The following is a 19918-nucleotide window of genomic DNA, read 5'->3' on the forward strand; positions in this document are numbered from 1 at the left end:
TAAACGTATTTTTTTTATTTTCATGTATAAAAATCATAAAAGACATGAAAATGCAATTTAACAGTAAATTATAGGTTATATTTCTCTAATATACTTTCAATAAAACTGCCATTTTCATAGAATAATTCATCGTCAGCATAAATCTTTCCGCCATTTCTCATATCGCAAAGCATATCCCAATGCAAAGTGGATCTGTTTAATCCACCAGCTTCAGGCATTGAGTCCCCAATAGCTAAATGAACAGTTCCACCAATTTTTTCATCAAAAAGCATGTTTCTTGTGAAATTTTTAATACCATAGTTGGTCCCTATAGCTACCTCGCCAAATCTGCAGGCGCCTTCATCAGTTTCAAGAAGTGATTTAAGTAGGTCCTCGCCCTTTGCGGCTGTTGCGTTAACAACCTTTCCACTTTTAACTTCTAAAACTATTCCTTCTATTTCTTTTCCCATATATATTCCTGGGAAACTAAAAGTAATTACTCCATCTACACCATCTTCAACAGGTGAAGTAAATATCTCTCCGTCTGGAAAATTTACTCTCCCATCACAGTTTATCCATTTTCTTCCTGAGACGTTTACTTTGATATCTGTTCCCTCAGAGATAAAATGTAGTCCACTTTTAGTATCAAGGTATTTAACCCATCTTTCTTGCTCTGCACTTATCCTTTTCCATTCTTCTACAGGATCCTTAGCATGGAGTAGCCCCGCACCATAAACAAAATCCTCATAATCGCTAAAGCTCATGGAAGCTTCCTGAGCATCTGAATAAGTAGGGAATTGTGTGCCACACCATCTTAAGGAACCATTGCCCATTTTTTCAGAGTATATTTTTCTCCAGCTTGCTGCTCCTTTGGAGGATATTTTAAGTTTATCTGCATCAATTCTTGAATTGGTCTTTGTGTTTCTATTCCCCCAGGCAGAAAGCCATACATCTGCCTTTTCAAGCATAGTTTTGAAAAGTATATTTTCCTCAAGAAGCTGCTCAACGCTGCTGTGTTTTAGTTTTATTTCTGAAACTTCCTGTGAAGAAAGTGAAGTTTCCACATGAGCACCTGCCTTCACAGCCTCCTTTACCACCTCTACCATCCAAGGTGTTGCAACCTCATCACAGGATACAAATACAAAATCACCTGGTTTAACCTGAGTGGAATAATTTACTAGTAGTTTTGCAAGTTTGTTAAGTCTTTGATCAGCCATTTATAATTTCTCCTTTCATTGGTAGCACGTTAAACTTAAGAATGCATATTCCAGTTTGAAGTTCCCCGTTAAAAAATATTCATATAAACATGTTACCAAATGTTTAAGAAATACTCTAGTTAAATTTTATTGTTTTTAACTTACATTTATAGTGTGCTCAAACAGAATTATTTATAATAATAAGGAAACAATATAATAATAAAATATTTTTATACAAGGAGGGAAATTATGAACTATTTAGACAAATCAGCAAAAAAAAATATGTTTAGTAAGAAAAAACAAAAGATTGTTAATCTTAAAAGTTTTTGGCCTTTAACAGTATTGGGCGTTGCAATTGGAGGTGCTGCTATAGCTTTTTTTACCAAAAATTACTGTGAAGAAATAAAAAATATTGATATTAACAATGTTGTAGATAATCCAGATTATATGAATGATAATATTGATAAAGATATTGAGGAAAATGACGAAAATATTGAAGATGATAATAATATTAATACAGATAAAATTATGGAGACGTTGGAACATGTAGGTGAAGAATCTTTAGGTGATGTTGGCCTTGCAATGGAGGAGGCACTTGAGGAGTTGGAAGACGTGAATCAAAGTGAGAATAAGATTAAAAATTAATTAAAATCACAAAATAATTACTAAAAACTATATACATTTTATGACTTTTACTGTAATATAACCTTATATACAAAATTTTTGCAATATTGAAAAAATAGTAAGTATTCTGTAACCTATATATGTTTAGTAATATGGTCTAAATGTTTCTATCGGGCTGCCATAAATAGCCTGACTATGGGTGGTTGTATATAAGAGTTAAAGTTATAAAATTTTTTAAAGTAATTCTATAACTTTAATAGATTTTTATATAAACTTTCCATTTTGAAATTTCAATTTGGAGGGTTTATATTTTTTGTTTTAATTATGTATATTAAAGACGTCATGTCTTTGTATAAAATCTTATAAAAATAGGGGGATCGTTTTATGAAAAAAGTTATTGGTTTAATGCTTACATTAATACTAGTTCTTGGAGGACTTTTAACAGGTTGTTCAAAAAAAAGCAATACAGTTACTCCTGATACTAGTAAAAAAGTAAAGGTAGGTTTTATTTACGTAGGACCTATTGGTGATGGTGGTTATACTTTTGCTCATGATCAAGGAAGGCTATTTCTTCAAAAGGAACTTGGAACTAAGGTAGAAACAGTATTTAAAGAAAGTGTAAAAGAAGATGCAGCAGAGGTTGATAAGACTTGTGAAGAAATGATTAACAATGGTGTTACAGTAATTGTTGGAACAAGCTTTGGATTCATGGATGGCATGGATAAATCTGCAAAGAAACATCCTGAAATAAAATACATGCATTGCTCAGGATATACACAAGAAACTAATATGTCAAATTATTTTGGTAGAGACTATCAAGTAAGATACCTTTCTGGTATTGTTGCAGGAATGAAAACTAAATCTAATAAAATTGGATATGTTGCTGCTATGAACATTCCTGAATGCGTTAGAGGTATAAATGCATTTGCACTTGGAGTTCAATCCGTAAATAAAGAAGCAGTTGTAAAAACTATATGGACAAACACTTGGTATGATCCCGCAAAGGAAAAAGAAGCAGCAAAGGCACTTTTAGATCAAGGTGTAGACGTAGTTGCTCAACACCAGGATACAACTGGACCACAAATAGCTGCAGAGGAAAAGGGAGTTTGGTCTATAGGATATAACTCAGATATGAGTAAGGCTGCACCAAACGCTTATATGACAGCTCCAATTTGGAATTGGGGACCATATTATGTAGATCAACTTAGCAAAATTATTGCTGGTACTTGGAAATCAGAAAGTTATTGGGGAGCAATGGAAGCAGATAACAGTAAAAGCATAATATACTTAGCTACTTTAACTAAAAATGCTCCACCTGACGCACAAGCTGCAGTGGATAAAGCTAAGGCTGATATAATTTCAGGAAAAAATAAAGTATTTGTAGGACCTATCTATGATAATACCGGTGTTTTGAAAATTAAGGAGGGTGAAGTTATGTCAGATAAGGATATGCTTCTCTTTGATTGGTTTGTTAAGGGAGTAGAAGGTAAGGTAAAATAAAGGTAAAGTAAAATAGAAAAGGGTGATATTATGAGTACTGTTCCACACATATCCATGAAGGGAATAACCAAGGTTTTTGGTAAGGTAGTTGCCAATAATAATATCAATCTAGAAATAAATAGCGGTGAAATCCATGCATTGCTGGGTGAAAATGGAGCAGGAAAAAGTACACTAATGAACATTCTGTCAGGAATTTATATTCCTGACAGGGGTTCTATTTTTGTTAGTGGAAAAGAAGTAAAGTTTTCATCGCCAAAGGATGCTATTAACGCAAAAATTGGAATGATTCATCAGCACTTTAAGTTGGTAGAAGTGATGACAAGCCTCGAAAACATAATGATTGGGCAAAAGACTGGTTTTTTTATAAATAAGAATAATGTAATAAAGGATATCACAGAACTATCTAATAAATATGGTCTTGAGGTGGATGTAAACAAAAGAGTATATGATATGACAGTTGGAGAAAAACAAATATTGGAGATACTTAAGGTGATGTATAGAGGTGCAAAAATACTTGTGCTAGATGAGCCTACTACGGTATTTACTCCTCAAGAAACGAAAAAGCTATTTAAAATAATTAATAAAATGAAGGAGCAAGGCTGTGCCATAATATTCATAAGCCATAAAATGGACGAGGTTATGGAGATATCCGATAAGATAACAGTTTTAAGAAAGGGTGAAACCATTATTACCCTTGACAAAAAAGATACTAGTCCTGAAAAATTGGCTGAACTTATGGTGGGACATCCTGTAGATCTATCTATTAAAAGAGTAAAATTTGAAAGTGCGAAAAATATTTTAGAGGTTAAAAACCTTAAAGTATTGGATGAAGAGGGAATAGAGAGATTAAAGAAAATTTGCTTTACTATAGGAGAAGGAGAAATACTTGGAATGGCAGGTATTGTAAACAGCGGTCAGAAGGAATTGTGTGAATCACTTATAGGAATGCAAGCAGTAAAAGAAGGGGAAATAAATTTTCAGGGAGAAAATATTGTAGGGAAAAATACAAGAGAAATAATCAAAAAAGGTATTAGTATGAGTTTTATTCCAGAAGATAGGCTTGGTATGGGACTCGTTAGTTCTATGGACATGGTAGATAACTTAATGCTTAAGGAATATCAGTGTCAAAAGGGACTTTTTATTAATAAAAAGCCCGCTATAAATAGGGCAATAGAAATCATTGAAAGGCTTGAAATAAAAACTCCAGGAATTTACTATCCTATTAAAAATTTATCTGGAGGAAATATTCAAAAGATACTACTTGGAAGAGAACTTGCCGCAAAACCAAAGCTTCTCATAATGGCATATCCAGTAAGAGGACTTGATATAAACACTTGCTATACCATATATGACCTGATAAACAAGCAAAAGGCTAAGGGTGTAGGAGTACTTTTTATTGGAGAAGATTTAGATGTGTTAATTCAGCTTTGTGATAGGGTAATGGTGATTTGTAGTGGTGAGATAACTGGAATTTTGCAAGGCGAGAATGCTACAAAAGAGGAAATTGGGTTACTTATGACAGGACACAAAAATGAGCTGCAGGAGAATAGGGGGGATAGTGGATGCTAAGGTTTATAAAAAGAGATGAAATAACCAAAGGGAAAAGTACAACTATTAGAATTTCTTCAGTAATACTTGCACTTTTCGTATTTAGCATAGTTTTTATACTGATGGATAAGAATCCCTTAGATATTTATGCATCAATGCTTAATGGTGCTTTTGGTTCCTCTTATTCCATTAGAGAAACTATTAAACTAGCCATTCCTCTTTGCATAGCTGCGTTAGGTGTTGGTGTAGCCTTTAAGATGCATTTTTGGAATATTGGTGCTGAAGGTCAAATCCTAATGGGTGCCTTTGCAGCTTCAATATTTGCACTGAAATTTCCAGCGATGCCAAGACCGGCACTTTTAATATTAATGATGGTAGCGGGTATAATCGGTGGAAGTTTGTGGGCACTAATCCCTGCGGTTTTTAAAGCAAAGTGGGGTACGAATGAAACCATAGTTACATTGATGATGAATTACATTGCTATTAAATGGATAGTTTTTCTTCAGCATGGACCATTAAAGGACCCTAATGCAAAGGGTTTTGCTAAGATAGCAAACTTTACTGATAATGCTATACTTCCAGAGATTTTTAAAGTTCATATTGGTTGGATCTTTGCACTAGTTTTAGTTATATTTATATTTATTTTTATGAACTATACTAAAACAGGTTACGAAATCTCAGTGCTAGGAGAAAGTGAAAAAACAGCACTTTACTCTGGGGTTAACGTTAAGAAAACAATAATTATATCCATACTTTTAAGTGGTGGCTTATGTGGTCTTGTTGGTATGATTCAAGCTTCAGGTATAAGCAATACCCTTGTTGAAAGTGTATCTGGAGGAGTAGGTTATACAGCAATAATTGTAGCATGGCTTGGTTATCTAAGTGCCCCAGTTATTCTTGTTGTTTCAGTATTATTTGCAGCTCTTCAGCAAGGAGGATCCTTCATTCAAACCTCCTATGGGATACCCGGTGCAACTGCACTAATATTACAATCTATGATATTGTTTTTTGTACTTGGTAGTGAGTTTTTTATTAGGTTTAAAATTGCTAAAAAAGTAGGTGATGCAAAATGAATGGAATGACAACATTTTTAGCTGCAGCAATAGTTGCAGGAACTCCTCTGCTTTTTGCAACTCTTGGTGAAATATTGATAGAGAGAGCGGGTAACCTTAATCTTGGCGTAGAGGGTATGATGCTTATGGGGGCCGTAATAGGTTTCTTAGTAGGGCTAAATACTGGAAATGTTTTTGCAGCTCTTCTAGGAGCCATGGTTGCTGGAGCATTTGGCGGCTTAATATTTGCTTTTTTAACAATATCCTTAAGGGCAAATCAAGTTGTTACTGGCCTTGCACTAGCTACCTTTGGAAGTGGTTTTTCAACTTTAATAGGCAAGCAATTGGTAGGGCAAACTGCACCTGCAGCCGTAAAAAATTTTTTTAGACCATGTTCAATTCCTGTAATAAGTGATATTCCTGTCATTGGACAAATATTTTTTAAACAGGATGCATTTGTTTATCTTGGGTATATATTAGCTGTGGTTATTGGTGTATATTTATATAATACTAGCAAAGGGTTAAATCTAAGGGCAATAGGAGAAAATCCAGGTTGTGCAGATGCAGCAAGTATAAATATTACATTATATAAGTATGTTCATATTTTACTTGGAGGAGCATTGTGTGGACTTGGAGGGGCTTACCTTTCACTTGTTTACATACCTAATTGGCAAGAAAATGTGGTGGCAGGTAGAGGGTGGATTGCCATAGCACTTGTTATATTTTCTGCATGGAATCCCTATAAGGCAATATTTGGAGCATTTTTATTTGGGGGCCTTGATATAATAGGCTTTAGGCTTCAAGGAGCTGGAATTCAAGTAGTTTCTCAATATCTGGTAGATATGCTTCCATATTTAGTTACAATAGCGATTCTTGTAATTGTATCTATGAAAAAATCTAAAAGAAATTCACCACCTAAGAATTTGGGAACCCCATATTTTAGGGAAGATAGATGATAAAAATATAACTTTGAGTTTAGTTAAAAATTGGTTGCAGTCTCATAGAGACAGACACTTCAGTCTGTCTCTTTATATTTTTTGAATATATCTTGACATAAAAAATTTATGGGATTATAATATACTTCGTAAGCGAAATATACGTAAGCGAAACATACGCAAGCGAAATACATTTTAAGGCGGTGAACAAGTGGAAATATTAAATGAGAGTATGGAAGTTGCAAGCCTTTTTCAAGAGGTTATGCAGCTATTTAAACATAGTATGAACAAATTGCTTGAAGAAACAGGTATGTCTGCACCTCAAGGCATGGTACTAGGACTTTTAAGTAAAAAAAAGAAGATTAAGATAACAGAACTTAGTCATGAGCTTTGTTTATCCAATAGTACTGTATCTGGAATCGTGGATAGGCTTGAGAAGCAACAAATGGTGGTAAGAGAAAGAAGTGAAAGTGACAAGAGGGTAGTTTATGTAAGCATATCACCAAACTTCAAAGACATGCATGAAGCCTTTCATAAGCAATTTCAAAAAAATATTCAAAATACTATGAGTAAAGGAAGCATTGATGAACTTCATAAAATTTTTGAAGGATTAAGTACACTTAAGAAGCTTTTAAGCGACCAACAAAAATAAAACAATAACAATGAATGGGGATGGTATTAAATGATTAAATTGTTCAGATTTTTAAAACAATACACATTGCAGATATTGGCAATAGTTGTATTGGTTTTTACTCAAGTACTTGCAAACCTATATTTACCAACATTGATGGCTGATATAGTAGACAAAGGTATAATGCAAAAAGATGTAGTTCAAACCATTTCATTTTTAGGCTTTACAGGAGCTTATAAAGGGGTAGATTACATTATTAGAATAGGTGGTTTTATGCTACTAATATCAGCAGGTGGTGCTATATGCTCAGTTGTAGCTTCATTCCTATCTTCAAGAACAGCTGTGGGACTTGGTAGGATTATTCGTAACAAATTGTTTGCGAAAGTTGAAGGATTCTCGCTACATGAATTTGATAAGGTAGGTACTGCTACCCTAATAACTAGAACAACAAATGACGTTACTCAAATTCAAACAGTAACAGTAATGATGTTTTCTATTATGCTTTTTGCTCCTTTAACCGCTATAGGCGGTGTTGTTATGGCTTTAAGAGAGGATACATCACTAACATGGATTTTTGCTGTTGTAGTTCCACTACTTGGAATAATTATTGCAGCAACTCTTAAATACGCAATGCCATTATTTAAATTAATGCAAGTGAAAATAGATAAATTGAATCTTGTATTACGTGAAAAGCTTACTGGCATTAGGGTAATACGCTCTTTTAACCGTGTAGATACTGAAAAAGTTAGATTCGATGATGCAAATGCTGACCTTATGGACAATGCTGTAAAGGTCAATAAAATCATGGCGTTTTTATTACCAATAATGATGCTAATTATGAATGTTACAACAGTTGCTATTATTTGGTTTGGTGGTAAAAGAATAGACGCTGGTAGTATGGAAGTTGGTTCATTAATAGCATTTATACAATACGGAATGCAAATTTTATTCGGTTTCTTAATGCTTGCTATGGTATTTATAATGATACCTAGGGCTCAAGCTTCTGCAATAAGAATAAATGAAGTATTAGACATGGAACCAGAAATTATAGATCCAAAGAATGCAATTCTAGCTGACAAAGAAAGTGGATATGTGGAATTTGTGGATGTGTCTTTTAGCTACCCAGGTGCAGAACAACCAGCTATTAGCAATATAACCTTTAGTGCAATGCCTGGAGAAATAACAGCTATTATTGGTGGCACAGGTTCTGGTAAATCTACCCTTGTAAACTTAATACCTCGTTTTTATGATGCATCTAGTGGTTCCGTACTAGTGGATGGTGTAGATGTACGCGAAATGAGTCAAGAGTCCCTAAGGTCAAAAATAGGGTTCGTTCCTCAAAATACGGTACTCTTTTCTGGAACTATTGCTGATAATATTAAATTTGGTAAGGATAGTGCTACTGCTGAGGAAATTCAACATGCAGCTACTGTAGCACAAGCTACAGAATTTGTTAATGGAATGAAAGATGGCTATGAACATGTTATTGCTCAAGGAGGAACAAATGTTTCAGGAGGACAAAAACAACGTTTATCTATAGCACGTGCCTTAATTAGACAACCTGAAATATACATTTTTGATGACAGTTTTTCAGCTCTTGATTTTAAAACTGACGCAAAACTTCGTGCAGCACTTAAAAAGGAAACAGCAAAATCTACTGTACTTATTATTGCTCAAAGAGTTGCAACGGTTATGGACGCGGATAGAATCATAGTCTTAGATGATGGTAAAATAGCAGGAATGGGAACACATAAGGAACTTTTAACTAGTTGCAAGATATATCATGAGATTGTATCTTCACAGCTTTCAGAGGAGGAATTAGCATGAGTGAGAATAAAAAAGGTAGATCAGGCGGAGGTATGGGACGTCCAGGTGGTGGACCAATGGGATCCTTTTCTGGCCCTGTAGTAAAAGCAAAGGACTTCAAAGGAACTTTAAAAAGACTTTTAAGTTACTTAAAGCCACAAAGAGTTAATTTTATACTAGTATTTATATTTGCAATCATCAGTACTGTTTTTAGTATAGTAGGACCTAAGATTTCAGGTAAAGCTATAACTAAACTATTTGAAGGTATAATGAGTAAATTTGGATTAATTAAGCTTCTTTCGGAGCAGGATAAAATAACAGCGGTCATAAAGGCTAATCCTGCAGCTGCGAAGAGTCCAAAAGTAATTGAGGGTACGGCTCAAATTAAAGCTGGAATAACTAAGATAATGGATTTAAATGGCGGTAAAATAGATTTTTCATATATAAAGAACATTATTTTATTATTACTTGCACTATATTTAATAAGCACACTTTTTGGTTTCCTTCAACAATATATTATGGCTGGAGTTGCTCAGAAAACTGTTTATAATTTGCGTAAGGACGTTGATAATAAGCTGTCAATCTTACCTCTAAAATTCTATGATGCAAGAACTCATGGTGAGATATTAAGTCGTGTAACAAACGATATTGATAATATTTCAACCACCCTGCAACAAAGTCTTACTCAGCTTATTACATCTATTGTTACCATCCTAGGTGTTATCATTATGATGCTCACAATAAGCCCACTACTTACACTTGTGGTTATTTTAACATTGCCACTATATATTGTTGTGACAGCTTTTGTTGCAAAACGCTCTCAGAAATATTTCGCAGCGCAACAAAAAGAAATTGGAGCGCTCAATGGTCATGTTGAAGAAATGTACACTGGCCACAAAATTGTTAAATCCTTTGGACACGAGAAAGATTCAATTGAGGAGTTTAGAAATATTAATGATAGGTTATACAACTCAGGTTGGAAAGCTCAGTTCATATCCGGGATAATAATGCCTATGATGAGATTTGTTGGTAATATAGGTTATGTAATAGTTTGCGTTGTTGGAGGTTATTTAGCAACACAAGGAAGAATTACTATTGGTGATATTCAAGCCTTTATCCAATATTCAAGTCAGTTTACTCAGCCAATAGTTCAAACTGCAAATATTGCTAATATAATGCAATCAACAATTGCATCTGCTGAACGTGTTTTTGAGCTTTTAGATGAAATTGAAGAGTTACCAGATGCTAAAGGCGCGAGAATTATAGAATTACCTAAAGGCGAAGTTAAGTTTGAACATGTTGACTTTAGCTATAAGGCAGATGAACCTCTTATTACGAACATGAACATTGATGTAAAACGAGGTCATACAATCGCAATTGTTGGACCAACAGGAGCTGGTAAAACTACCCTTGTTAACTTGCTTATGCGTTTCTATGAAATAGGTGCAGGTAAGATTACAATTGATGGAGTAGATATTAGAGACATAAAACGTGCAGAACTACGTAATATGTTTGGGATGGTACTTCAAGATACTTGGCTCTTTAATGGTACTATAATGGATAATATTGCTTATGGTAAAGAGGGAGCTACAAATGAAGAAATTATAGAGGCTGCAAGAGCAGCTCATGCACACCACTTTATTAAGACTCTTCCCGATGGATATAATACAATACTAAATGAAGAAGCTTCAAATATATCACAGGGTCAAAAACAACTTCTTACTATAGCTAGGGCAATACTTGCAAATCCAACTATTATGATACTTGACGAAGCTACAAGCAGCGTTGACTCAAGAACAGAAGTTTATATACAAAGAGCTATGACAGAGCTTATGCAAAATAGAACAAGCTTTGTAATTGCTCATAGACTTTCTACAATTAGAGATGCAGAGTTAATACTAGTTATGAATAAAGGAAGTATTATTGAGATGGGGAGTCATAATGAACTTCTTGCTCAGAAGGGTTTTTATGAAGATCTGTATAATAGTCAATTTGCTGGTGCAAATTTAGATAATGAAGTAGTATAAAAGAAAATATAAATAAGGCTATGTTACCATTATTTAGATGGTAACATAGCCTTAAATTAATTATACTTGTAATAAAAAATTATAGTTTTCACTTATAAATTTTAATATAACAGTAGCTATTAATGATTGACCATCAATATTTGGATGGATACCATCCTTACATAAAAACTCACTGTAATTACGGTGTTTTAAAAACTCTGTTCTTACATCTATCAGAACAGTACTAGTTTCATTAGCTACTTCCGTAATAATTTTATTATATGAACTATGCCAATTGAAGAGAGCATCCTTTGTTCCTAGCCAATGTAAAATATTTTCCTCAGCAAAAGAATCTTCCTTAGTAATCCATTTGAAGTATTTTAGTGGATCCAGTGGTGGTAAAGTCATAAGTACAGGTAATATGTGATTATTCTTTAAGGTATCAATCATTGTAAGTAGTGTTTCACGAAACGTAGAAATATCAGTATTTGGTTTGTATTCCTCGTCAGGATTTTTAGCAATGTCATCCCATTTATAATCACAGTCATTACCACCAAATTCTATTAAAACTATATCAGGTGATTTCTTTATGACATCATTATACATTTTACTAACGCCCCTCATAATTGTACTACCAAATTTACCTGCATTGTATACTTGCCCTTTTATTTTATTTCCAATGATACTTGTAAAGTTTTCTTTTAAAGTTGAATATTTAGATTTTTCTTCATCGTAAATAATTCCCTTGGTAATAGAATCACCAAATGCTATAAGAATGTAACTATCTTTTATTTTCATAATTTGCCTCCACAAAATTAAATATTAAACCCAGTAATATTTTGATATAATTCATTTAATGTATATTGACAATATATCATATAATTATAAAAAACACAATACATAGTTATTAAAACCAGGTAATGAATAAAAATATCACTAACATTAAAATCTCATAGAAATATTATCATTATAATATTTTCCAAAAGGCTTATAATATATACGCAGAAGCTACTTGCCAACTAGGCGTCATTAATGTAAAATATAGACACAATATTTTAATTTTTTATGATATTCTAATTGTAAAGTTGAGGGGGATTTTTATGAAAATTGATTATCAACTAACTAAACAGGACTATATAGATTTTAATATGAATTACATGAGTAATTCAAAGACTATTAAAAGGTTATTCATAGCTCAAAGATACATTGTTCCTATAATGTTTTTAGTATTACCATTTGTTTTGATAAGAGTTACAAGTATTCCACTGGGGTATTGGTTTAAAATTTTTTTAGTATGTAGCGTGCTATGGGTTATATTTTATCCCAAATATTTTAAATGGACTGTATCAAAAAGAATTATAAAAATGCTAGATGAAGGTGATAACACAGATATGTTAGGTAAACGTTCTTTGACACTTACAGAAAAGGGTATTATTGATTGTAGTACACTAAGTGAATCAAAGACAGATTGGAGTGTTATTGAAAAAATAACACAAACCCAAAAACATATTTTTATATTTATTAGTTCCGTTGCGGCTTATATTCTACCAGTTCACGTATTTAAAAATGAGAATGAAAAAAAGAGATTTATTGATAAATTAAATTATATGGTCCAGAAAGCTAAAGACTAACAATATTATCATGCAAGAGCAATTGGTATTATAAATAGATAGTAATAATGAAATGTTTTTTAATTAGAGCTCCCTTTAATTAAATATTAACAAAAATAAAACCCTAAAACGGGTTTTATTTTTGTGGTTTAGTTGGATTAGGTTTATTAGGTTTATTAGCGTTTAATCCACAGCAACCTAATTTCTTATCACCAAAACTCTCTTCGTTGGCTTTTTCTAAGTCTTTTATAAAATTATTGAACCATTGTTTTAAAGATTTCATTAATAGCCTCCATCGAATTTAGTTTATATAATTATTATATATAAAATCATTTTAACACTATTATATGAAGAAAATATAAAGATTGGTAAACAAGATATATACGGAGTCAAACTTTCTTAAATACATTTTAGCTCATCCTGAATTGCAAATAGCTGATGAGGAGTTTGACCACTTCTGTGATAAAATATATTAAGGCAAAGCAAGAAGCGGTAATATATTTTAAAAGTTTATAAAACTTGATAATAAATTGAAACTATAGAAAAATAGAGTTAGTAGATAAATATCTGCTGGCTCTTTTTTTTAATAACAATATTCCTGCATAAAATTATTTTTTTTATAAAGTGAATTATTCTTTGGCAAAATAGTGTTAGGCCTATTATTATATAAATTAATATTACAGGCATATAATTGGAGCTATATGCATAAAACTTATATTAACAGAATTGAGAAAATAAACAAACTAGTTATTGCAATCAAGCAAATAAAAGTGTGGTACTCTTGAAAACGCAGTTTTTACTTATTTTTAATTGAATAAAAAGATAGTGCTAACACTATCAAAATAAAAAATAGGGGGAATAAAATGAAAAAGAAAATATCAATTATGCTTATGACTCTTATGATAGCGACAATGGGGCTCAGTGGTTGCGGAAAAAAAACAGTAGAGAAGGTTGCAACTGATAGAGATGTAATTAAAATTGGAGTTTTTGAGCCTTTGACTGGAGCTAATGCAGGTGGGGGAGCGCTAGAAATTGAAGGTATAAAGTTGGCAAATAAACTTTATCCTGAGGTACTAGGAAAGAAAGTTGATCTTGTAATTGTAGACAATAAGTCAGATAAAGTGGAAGCAGCCAATGCAGCCTCGAGATTAGTTTCTAAAGAAAAGGTTACAGCAATAATCGGAAGTTGGGGAAGTTCACTTTCCATGGCGGCTGGAGATATAATTAAAAAAGCACAGATTCCAACCATGGGAACTTCTTGTACCAATCCACTTGTTACAAAGGGCAATGAATATTACTTTAGAGTATGTTTTATAGATCCTTTCCAAGGAACTGTTATGGCGAATTATGCTTATAGCACATTAAAAGCGAAAAAGGTTGCAATAGTTCAAGAAGTGTCTAATGACTATGCAATTGGTCTTGCAAAATATTTTACAGATTCCTTTAAACAATTAACAGGAGACCCCGATTCTATTGTTGCAGTAACAAACTATAATACTGGAGATCAAGATTTTACAGCCCAGCTTACAAACTTAAAAGCTAAGAATCCTGATGTAATTTTTGCACCAGGTAACTTTACTGAATCTGCATTAGTAATAAAACAAGCAAGACAATTAGGAATTACCGCACCATTTATTGGAGGAGATACTTGGGAAACACCTGCGTTCTTAACAATAGGAAAAGAAGCTGTAGAAGGAGCAACATTCTCTACATTCTTTGCTACAGAAAAACCAATTACAAAAGAATCAGAAATATTCCTAGCAGAGTATAGAAAAGAATATGGCGGAAAAGAACCCGCAGCTGTAACAGCACTTGCTTATGATGCATATATCATACTTTTAGATGGACTTAAGAGAGTGGGAGCTGCTGACTCAGTTAAATTAAGAGATGAACTCGCCAAAACTAAGGACTTCCAAGGTGCAGCTGGAGTTATTAATTTTGACGAAAATAGAGATGCCGTAAAGAGTGCTGTAATTAAAGAAGTTAAAGATGGCAAATTCACATTTAAAGAAGTAATTCAACCTAAATAGTAGCAAAATAAAATAATACGCTTCCATCAAATGGTGTGAAGCGTATTGTTCTTAATAATGAGGGATAGGGGGTGTCCATATGAACTTAAATACTTTTTTGCAGCATCTTACTAACGGGATTTCTCTTGGGAGTTTGTATGCACTGATTGCAATTGGATATACAATGGTTTATGGAATATTAAGACTGATCAACTTTGCTCATGGTGATATTTTTATGATGGCAACATACTTTGCTTTTTATGGAGTATCAACCTTCATGTTGCCTTGGTATTTTTCTTTTTTATTAGCAATAATTTTGACTGGTACACTAGGAATGGTAATTGAAAAAACTGCATATAGACCTCTTAGAGGTGCACCTAAAATTTCAATCATGATCTCTGCCATTGGAGCCTCCTTTCTTTTGGAAAATATAGCAATTGTATTGTTTGGAGGAATTCCAAAACCTTTTCCAACTCCAGAAATTTTCGATAAAATGGTTCGAATTGGGGATATATCTGTGCAGAGATTGACTTTCGTCATTCCTGTAGTTACGCTTATTCTTTTATTTTTACTATTATATTTGATTAATCATACAAAGAATGGCATGGCAATGAGAGCTGTTTCGAAAGATTATGAAACAGCGGGGCTTATGGGGATAGATGTAAATAAAACAATATCTTTTACCTTTGGAATTGGATCTATGCTTGCAGCAGTGGGGGCGTTATTGTGGGCTTTGAAGTTCCCGTCGATTTTACCACTTATGGGGGTTATGCCAGGGTTAAAATGTTTTATAGCAGCGGTTATAGGAGGAATAGGAAATATTAAAGGTGCTGTTATTGGAGGCTTTATACTAGGTGTGGGTGAAATTATGCTAGTTGCATTTTTCCAGGATTTATCAGGATATAGAGACGCATTTGCGTTTATATTGCTTATTCTTATACTATTACTTAAGCCAACAGGTATAATGGGCGAAAAAATATCGGAGAAGGTGTAGAATGTGAAAAAGAGAAATTTGATTTTAACAATTATTTCTATACTAATTTTAATAGTAATATTATTTATTATAGATAGGAATTTAGACGCCTATAACACAAGGATATTAAATTTATGTGCTATTTATGTAATACTTGCACTAAGTATGAATTTGGTGAATGGTTTTACAGGATTATTTTCACTTGGACATGCTGGTTTTATGGCAGTGGGAGCCTATGTTACAGCAATACTAACAATGTCTGCAGATATGAAGGCTCAAAATTTTTTCTTAGCACCTATCATTAAACCACTAGCAAACTTAACCTTGCCATTTTTTCCATCACTTATTATAGCAGGACTTGTTTCAGCTTTTGTCGGATATTTAATAGCAACCCCTGTGCTAAGATTAAAAGGAGATTATTTGGCAATAGCTACTTTAGGTTTTGCAGAAATTATAAGAGTTGTCTTTACAAATACTCAAACCTTAACAAATGGAGCCTTAGGCTTAAAAGGAATTCCAAACACCACAAATATATGGTGGACTTTTGGAACGGCTGCGGTTACGGTTACAATAATTACCCTTCTCATAAATAGCTCCTATGGGAGAGCTCTAAAAGCAATACGAGAAGATGAGGTAGCAGCAGAAAGTATGGGAATCAATTTGTTTAAACATAAGGTATTGGCTTTTACAATTGGCGCATTTTTTGCTGGCATAGGCGGGGGGCTTTTAGGAAATTTGCTGGGAACAATAGATCCTAATATGTTTAGGTTTATATTAACATTTAATATACTTCTTATCATAGTACTTGGGGGTATGGGTAGCATCACAGGGAGCGTTATTTCCGCTTTCCTTGTTACAATTGCAGGAGAGGCCTTACGGTTTCTTGATGAGAAGATGGATTTTGGATTTATATCTTTTCAAGGAATACCTGGTCTTAGAATGGTAGTATTTTCAGCGCTATTAATGATGGTGGTCATATTTTTTAGACATGGGCTTATGGGAACTAACGAGTTTAGCTTTGACAAGATTATTCATATATTTAGCAAAAAACCACCTGTCAAGGGAGGCGATGAGGCATGGCACAAGTAAAAAAAGAAGTGAAAACAGTATTAAAGATAGAAAATGTATTGATGCAGTTTGGAGGACTTACTGCAGTAAAGGATTTTAATCTTTCTCTAAACAGTGGAGAAATTGTGGCGTTAATAGGCCCAAATGGTGCTGGCAAAACCACAGCCTTTAATATGGTTACTGGTGTGTACAAACCAACCTCAGGGAAAATCTATTTTAATAATAAGGATATTACAGGAGTAAGACCAGATTTAATTACTAAAACAGGAATTGCAAGAACCTTTCAAAATATAAGATTGTTTAAAGATTTATCAGTTCTGGACAATGTTCTAATTGCAAATCATTTGAATATTAAATCTAATTTTATGGATGCTATTTTTAGACTTCCATGGTACAGAAAAGAAGAAAATGAAATGATGGAAAAGTCGCTTAACTTGCTTAAAAAAGTAGGCTTATTGGATTTAAAAGATGAGAAGGCACATTCTTTGCCCTATGGAAAGCAAAGAAGACTAGAAATTGCTAGAGCCATGGCTACGAGTCCACAAGTTTTGCTTTTAGATGAGCCAGCAGCAGGAATGAATACAAAGGAGTCAGAAGATTTAACACTTTTTATTAAACAGATTAGAGACGAGTTTGACTTAACTATATTTATGATAGAACATCACATGCAGGTTGTAATGGGAATATCGGATAGGATTTATGTTCTTGACTATGGTGTTACTATAGCAGAAGGTACTCCCTATGATATTCAAAATAACGAAAGGGTTATTCAGGCATACTTGGGGGTGAGTGAAGAGGATGCTTAATATTGATAATTTAGTAGTTTCTTATGGTGGAATTGAAGCTTTAAAAGGAGCTAGCATTCATGTTGAAGAAGGTAGAATTGTAACCTTAGTTGGTGCCAACGGTGCTGGAAAAAGCACCATGCTTCGTTCTATTGTAGGACTAGTGAAAACTAAAAGTGGGACAATTCAATATGAAAATAAAAATTTGATGCTCATTAAACCTCAAAATATAGTCAGGCACGGAATTACTTTAGTTCCAGAGGGAAGAAGGGTTTTCGGAGACCTTACGGTACTTGAAAATCTAAAACTAGGTGCATTTTCAAGAAAAGATGAAAAGGGAATTAAAGAAGATTTGCAGCGGGTATATACTCTTTTCCCCAGGTTAAAGGAAAGAACCTGGCAACAAGCAGGAACACTATCTGGCGGAGAACAGCAAATGCTTGCAATTGGAAGAGCATTAATGTCAAGGCCAAAGTTACTCATGATGGACGAACCTTCTTTGGGACTTGCGCCATTAATTATTAAAGATGTATTTAATATTATTAAAGAGATTAATAAGCAAGGTGTAACTATACTTTTAATTGAACAAAATGCTAATGCTGCTTTGCATATTGCAGATACAGGATATGTGATAGAAACTGGAAGAATTATAATTAAGGGAACTGGAAAAGAGCTATTGCTCAATGATGAAGTAAAGAAGGCTTATTTAGGGGAAAGTGTACTTGCATAAGTATAATATTAGATTATAATTGAAAAACCCATGTGGATTGTGGAGATGATTTCTGTATCTTAGACAGAAGTCATCTTTTTGATTGAATAAGAAATTTGGGTTAGGGTTACGAAAAATCATTGTTAACTTAGCAGGAATTTTCCTTGGTAATAAAGAATATATTACATAATGGTATTTGGAAATATAAGCCATGATAAAAATGCACATCATTTTTAAAATGTAAACCGTGGAATATTATATAGAAGGAGTGGGAAATTTATGAAAACACTTATTGTTTATGGTTCTAAACATGGGGCTACAGAGAAATGTAGTAAAGTTTTAAAAAATAAGCTCCATGGGGAAGTTGTAGTTGTAAATATTAAAAAGGACATAATACCAGATATAAGTTTATTTGGTAGCATTGTTATTGGTGGGTCAATCTATGCGGGAAGAATTCAAAAGGAGATAAGAGAATTCTGTTTTAAAAATGCTAATACTTTAAAAACCAAAAAAATAGGCCTTTTTGTATGCTGTATGAGTGAAGGGGAAAAAGCAATATCACAGTTAAATAATAGTTTACCAAATGAATTAATGTCTATGGCTACAGCTAAAGAACATTTTGGAGGTGGATTTACTTTTAGTAAAATGAACTTTTTCGAGAAATTTATAATTAAGATGGTATCAAAAAAAGAAAAGAATGCAGCTATTGTAAATATGAATAAAGATATTTTAAATATACATGAAGATAATATTAATAGATTCGCTCAATTAATGAATAAGCAATAGTTTGTGAACAGTTATTTTCAGATTATGTAACAATTGAATTTTGAAAATCGGAGGGATAAATATGATTAAAAAAAACAAAATAATAAAAGAAATTAGAAACTGGGTTTTCCCTATTTTAGGAGCGGTTCTTATAGCGTCACTTATTAATAGTAAAGTTTTTGCAAGGGTCCAAGTACAACAAAGCTCTATGGAAAATACCTTGTATAGCAGCCAGCAATTGATAGTAGATAAGTTAACTTATAACTTTGCTGGGCCCAAAAGAGGGGATATCATTATATTTCTTGAAAATGAACAAAGAGGAACTATTATTGATGATACTGTTATTTTTTTTAATAACATAAAGTCATTATTAAAAAATACAGATGAGGACAAAAGATTGGTAAAAAGAGTAATTGGTGTTCCAGGAGATGAGGTCAACATAAAAGATGGCTATGTATATATAAATGGTGAAAAACTTAATGAACCTTATGTAAAAGGTGAAACTTTTAACCAGGAACTTAGTCTTCCAATAAATGTACCAGCTAATAAATTATTTGTATTGGGCGATAACAGACCTGTAAGTAAAGATAGTAGAGCATTTGGGCTAATTAATTATAATCAAGTTGAAGGTAAAGCGGTATTTAGAGTTTTTCCCTTTAATAAGATAGGTTCTATTAAATAAAATCTTTAAATAAAAAATACTATTCTGACTATAGAATAGT

At 33.0% G+C, this 19918-nt stretch carries 19 protein-coding genes and 1 riboswitch; of the genes, 16 read left to right on the forward strand and 3 right to left on the reverse strand.

Annotated elements, in window-relative coordinates; genetic code table 11:
• Window positions 1-68 precede the first annotated feature (68 nt).
• Window positions 69-1196 (reverse strand): aminopeptidase, encoded by a 1128-nt coding sequence (locus tag G9F72_RS12360; RefSeq protein ID WP_164957408.1) that lies wholly within the window; start codon window positions 1194-1196, stop codon window positions 69-71.
• Between the two features lie 228 nt (window positions 1197-1424).
• Here G9F72_RS12360 and G9F72_RS12365 point away from each other — a divergent pair, with 228 nt between their 5' ends.
• The 8 genes from G9F72_RS12365 (at window position 1425) to G9F72_RS12400 (ending at window position 11298) form a co-directional block, all read left to right on the forward strand.
• Window positions 1425-1820, forward strand: coding sequence for a hypothetical protein (locus G9F72_RS12365; RefSeq protein ID WP_164957407.1), 396 nt, complete (start codon window positions 1425-1427; stop codon window positions 1818-1820).
• Window positions 1821-1913: 93 nt separating this feature from the next.
• Window positions 1914-2015, forward strand: a riboswitch (purine riboswitch).
• A gap of 168 nt (window positions 2016-2183) precedes the next feature.
• Window positions 2184-3299: a BMP family ABC transporter substrate-binding protein gene (locus G9F72_RS12370; protein WP_164957406.1), complete on the forward strand. Its 1116-nt coding sequence runs from the start codon at window positions 2184-2186 to the stop codon at window positions 3297-3299.
• 30 nt (window positions 3300-3329) lie between these two features.
• Window positions 3330-4868 carry an ABC transporter ATP-binding protein gene (locus G9F72_RS12375; RefSeq protein ID WP_164957405.1) on the forward strand — a complete coding sequence of 513 codons (1539 nt, stop codon included), beginning with the start codon at window positions 3330-3332 and terminating at the stop codon, window positions 4866-4868.
• Window positions 4862-5920: an ABC transporter permease gene (locus G9F72_RS12380; RefSeq protein ID WP_164957404.1), complete on the forward strand. Its 1059-nt coding sequence runs from the start codon at window positions 4862-4864 to the stop codon at window positions 5918-5920. Before G9F72_RS12375 ends, G9F72_RS12380 begins: the two co-directional genes overlap by 7 nt.
• A complete protein-coding gene (locus tag G9F72_RS12385; protein WP_164957403.1) occupies window positions 5917-6855 on the forward strand; it encodes an ABC transporter permease in 939 nt (312 codons plus the stop codon). The genes G9F72_RS12380 and G9F72_RS12385 overlap by 4 nt, the downstream gene beginning before the upstream one ends.
• Before the next feature lie 190 nt (window positions 6856-7045).
• A complete protein-coding gene (locus G9F72_RS12390) occupies window positions 7046-7486 on the forward strand; it encodes a MarR family winged helix-turn-helix transcriptional regulator (RefSeq protein WP_164957402.1) in 441 nt (146 codons plus the stop codon).
• Between the two features lie 30 nt (window positions 7487-7516).
• Entirely contained in the window at window positions 7517-9292 is a 1776-nt protein-coding gene (locus G9F72_RS12395; protein WP_164957401.1) for an ABC transporter ATP-binding protein, read from the forward strand.
• Window positions 9289-11298, forward strand: a complete 2010-nt coding sequence (locus tag G9F72_RS12400) for an ABC transporter ATP-binding protein (RefSeq protein ID WP_164957400.1) — start codon at window positions 9289-9291, stop codon at window positions 11296-11298. Before G9F72_RS12395 ends, G9F72_RS12400 begins: the two co-directional genes overlap by 4 nt.
• A gap of 60 nt (window positions 11299-11358) precedes the next feature.
• Here G9F72_RS12400 and G9F72_RS12405 read toward each other — a convergent pair whose 3' ends face one another.
• Window positions 11359-12075, reverse strand: coding sequence for an SGNH/GDSL hydrolase family protein (locus G9F72_RS12405; RefSeq protein WP_164957399.1), 717 nt, complete (start codon window positions 12073-12075; stop codon window positions 11359-11361).
• A gap of 302 nt (window positions 12076-12377) precedes the next feature.
• Here G9F72_RS12405 and G9F72_RS12410 point away from each other — a divergent pair, with 302 nt between their 5' ends.
• The gene (locus G9F72_RS12410) at window positions 12378-12908 is read left to right on the forward strand and encodes a YcxB family protein (RefSeq protein ID WP_164957398.1); all 531 of its coding nucleotides are present in this window, start codon (window positions 12378-12380) and stop codon (window positions 12906-12908) included.
• 115 nt (window positions 12909-13023) lie between these two features.
• Here G9F72_RS12410 and G9F72_RS12415 read toward each other — a convergent pair whose 3' ends face one another.
• Window positions 13024-13170 carry an LDCC motif putative metal-binding protein gene (locus G9F72_RS12415; RefSeq protein ID WP_164957397.1) on the reverse strand — a complete coding sequence of 49 codons (147 nt, stop codon included), beginning with the start codon at window positions 13168-13170 and terminating at the stop codon, window positions 13024-13026.
• A gap of 580 nt (window positions 13171-13750) precedes the next feature.
• Here G9F72_RS12415 and G9F72_RS12420 point away from each other — a divergent pair.
• The 7 genes from G9F72_RS12420 (at window position 13751) to lepB (ending at window position 19878) form a co-directional block, all read left to right on the forward strand.
• Window positions 13751-14917 (forward strand): ABC transporter substrate-binding protein, encoded by a 1167-nt coding sequence (locus G9F72_RS12420; RefSeq protein WP_164957396.1) that lies wholly within the window; start codon window positions 13751-13753, stop codon window positions 14915-14917.
• Between the two features lie 79 nt (window positions 14918-14996).
• Window positions 14997-15890 (forward strand): branched-chain amino acid ABC transporter permease, encoded by an 894-nt coding sequence (locus tag G9F72_RS12425; protein WP_164957395.1) that lies wholly within the window; start codon window positions 14997-14999, stop codon window positions 15888-15890.
• A gap of 3 nt (window positions 15891-15893) precedes the next feature.
• Complete coding sequence (locus tag G9F72_RS12430; protein WP_164957394.1) at window positions 15894-16958, forward strand: branched-chain amino acid ABC transporter permease; 1065 nt, start codon at window positions 15894-15896, stop codon at window positions 16956-16958.
• Window positions 16946-17743: an ABC transporter ATP-binding protein gene (locus G9F72_RS12435; RefSeq protein ID WP_164957393.1), complete on the forward strand. Its 798-nt coding sequence runs from the start codon at window positions 16946-16948 to the stop codon at window positions 17741-17743. Before G9F72_RS12430 ends, G9F72_RS12435 begins: the two co-directional genes overlap by 13 nt.
• On the forward strand, window positions 17736-18452 hold the full coding sequence (locus G9F72_RS12440) for an ABC transporter ATP-binding protein (RefSeq protein ID WP_164957392.1): 717 nt from the start codon (window positions 17736-17738) through the stop codon (window positions 18450-18452). The genes G9F72_RS12435 and G9F72_RS12440 overlap by 8 nt, the downstream gene beginning before the upstream one ends.
• Before the next feature lie 258 nt (window positions 18453-18710).
• On the forward strand, window positions 18711-19217 hold the full coding sequence (locus tag G9F72_RS12445) for a flavodoxin domain-containing protein (protein ID WP_164957391.1): 507 nt from the start codon (window positions 18711-18713) through the stop codon (window positions 19215-19217).
• A 64-nt stretch (window positions 19218-19281) separates the two neighbouring features.
• The gene (lepB, locus tag G9F72_RS12450) at window positions 19282-19878 is read left to right on the forward strand and encodes a signal peptidase I (RefSeq protein ID WP_164957574.1); all 597 of its coding nucleotides are present in this window, start codon (window positions 19282-19284) and stop codon (window positions 19876-19878) included.
• Window positions 19879-19918 lie beyond the last annotated feature (40 nt).

It is taken from the genome of Clostridium estertheticum, assembly GCF_011065935.2.
In the GTDB taxonomy this organism is placed as follows: domain Bacteria; phylum Bacillota; class Clostridia; order Clostridiales; family Clostridiaceae; genus Clostridium_AD; species Clostridium_AD estertheticum_A.

Coding starts and splice junctions, on each gene's coding strand:
- G9F72_RS12360 (WP_164957408.1), bottom strand. CDS start 1,196: ATGGCTGATCAAAGACTTAACAAACTTGCAAAACTACTAGTAAATTAT.
- G9F72_RS12365 (WP_164957407.1), top strand. CDS start 1,425: ATGAACTATTTAGACAAATCAGCAAAAAAAAATATGTTTAGTAAGAAA.
- G9F72_RS12370 (WP_164957406.1), top strand. CDS start 2,184: ATGAAAAAAGTTATTGGTTTAATGCTTACATTAATACTAGTTCTTGGA.
- G9F72_RS12375 (WP_164957405.1), top strand. CDS start 3,330: ATGAGTACTGTTCCACACATATCCATGAAGGGAATAACCAAGGTTTTT.
- G9F72_RS12380 (WP_164957404.1), top strand. CDS start 4,862: ATGCTAAGGTTTATAAAAAGAGATGAAATAACCAAAGGGAAAAGTACA.
- G9F72_RS12385 (WP_164957403.1), top strand. CDS start 5,917: ATGAATGGAATGACAACATTTTTAGCTGCAGCAATAGTTGCAGGAACT.
- G9F72_RS12395 (WP_164957401.1), top strand. CDS start 7,517: ATGATTAAATTGTTCAGATTTTTAAAACAATACACATTGCAGATATTG.
- G9F72_RS12400 (WP_164957400.1), top strand. CDS start 9,289: ATGAGTGAGAATAAAAAAGGTAGATCAGGCGGAGGTATGGGACGTCCA.
- G9F72_RS12405 (WP_164957399.1), bottom strand. CDS start 12,075: ATGAAAATAAAAGATAGTTACATTCTTATAGCATTTGGTGATTCTATT.
- G9F72_RS12410 (WP_164957398.1), top strand. CDS start 12,378: ATGAAAATTGATTATCAACTAACTAAACAGGACTATATAGATTTTAAT.
- G9F72_RS12415 (WP_164957397.1), bottom strand. CDS start 13,170: ATGAAATCTTTAAAACAATGGTTCAATAATTTTATAAAAGACTTAGAA.
- G9F72_RS12420 (WP_164957396.1), top strand. CDS start 13,751: ATGAAAAAGAAAATATCAATTATGCTTATGACTCTTATGATAGCGACA.
- G9F72_RS12425 (WP_164957395.1), top strand. CDS start 14,997: ATGAACTTAAATACTTTTTTGCAGCATCTTACTAACGGGATTTCTCTT.
- G9F72_RS12435 (WP_164957393.1), top strand. CDS start 16,946: ATGGCACAAGTAAAAAAAGAAGTGAAAACAGTATTAAAGATAGAAAAT.
- G9F72_RS12440 (WP_164957392.1), top strand. CDS start 17,736: ATGCTTAATATTGATAATTTAGTAGTTTCTTATGGTGGAATTGAAGCT.
- G9F72_RS12445 (WP_164957391.1), top strand. CDS start 18,711: ATGAAAACACTTATTGTTTATGGTTCTAAACATGGGGCTACAGAGAAA.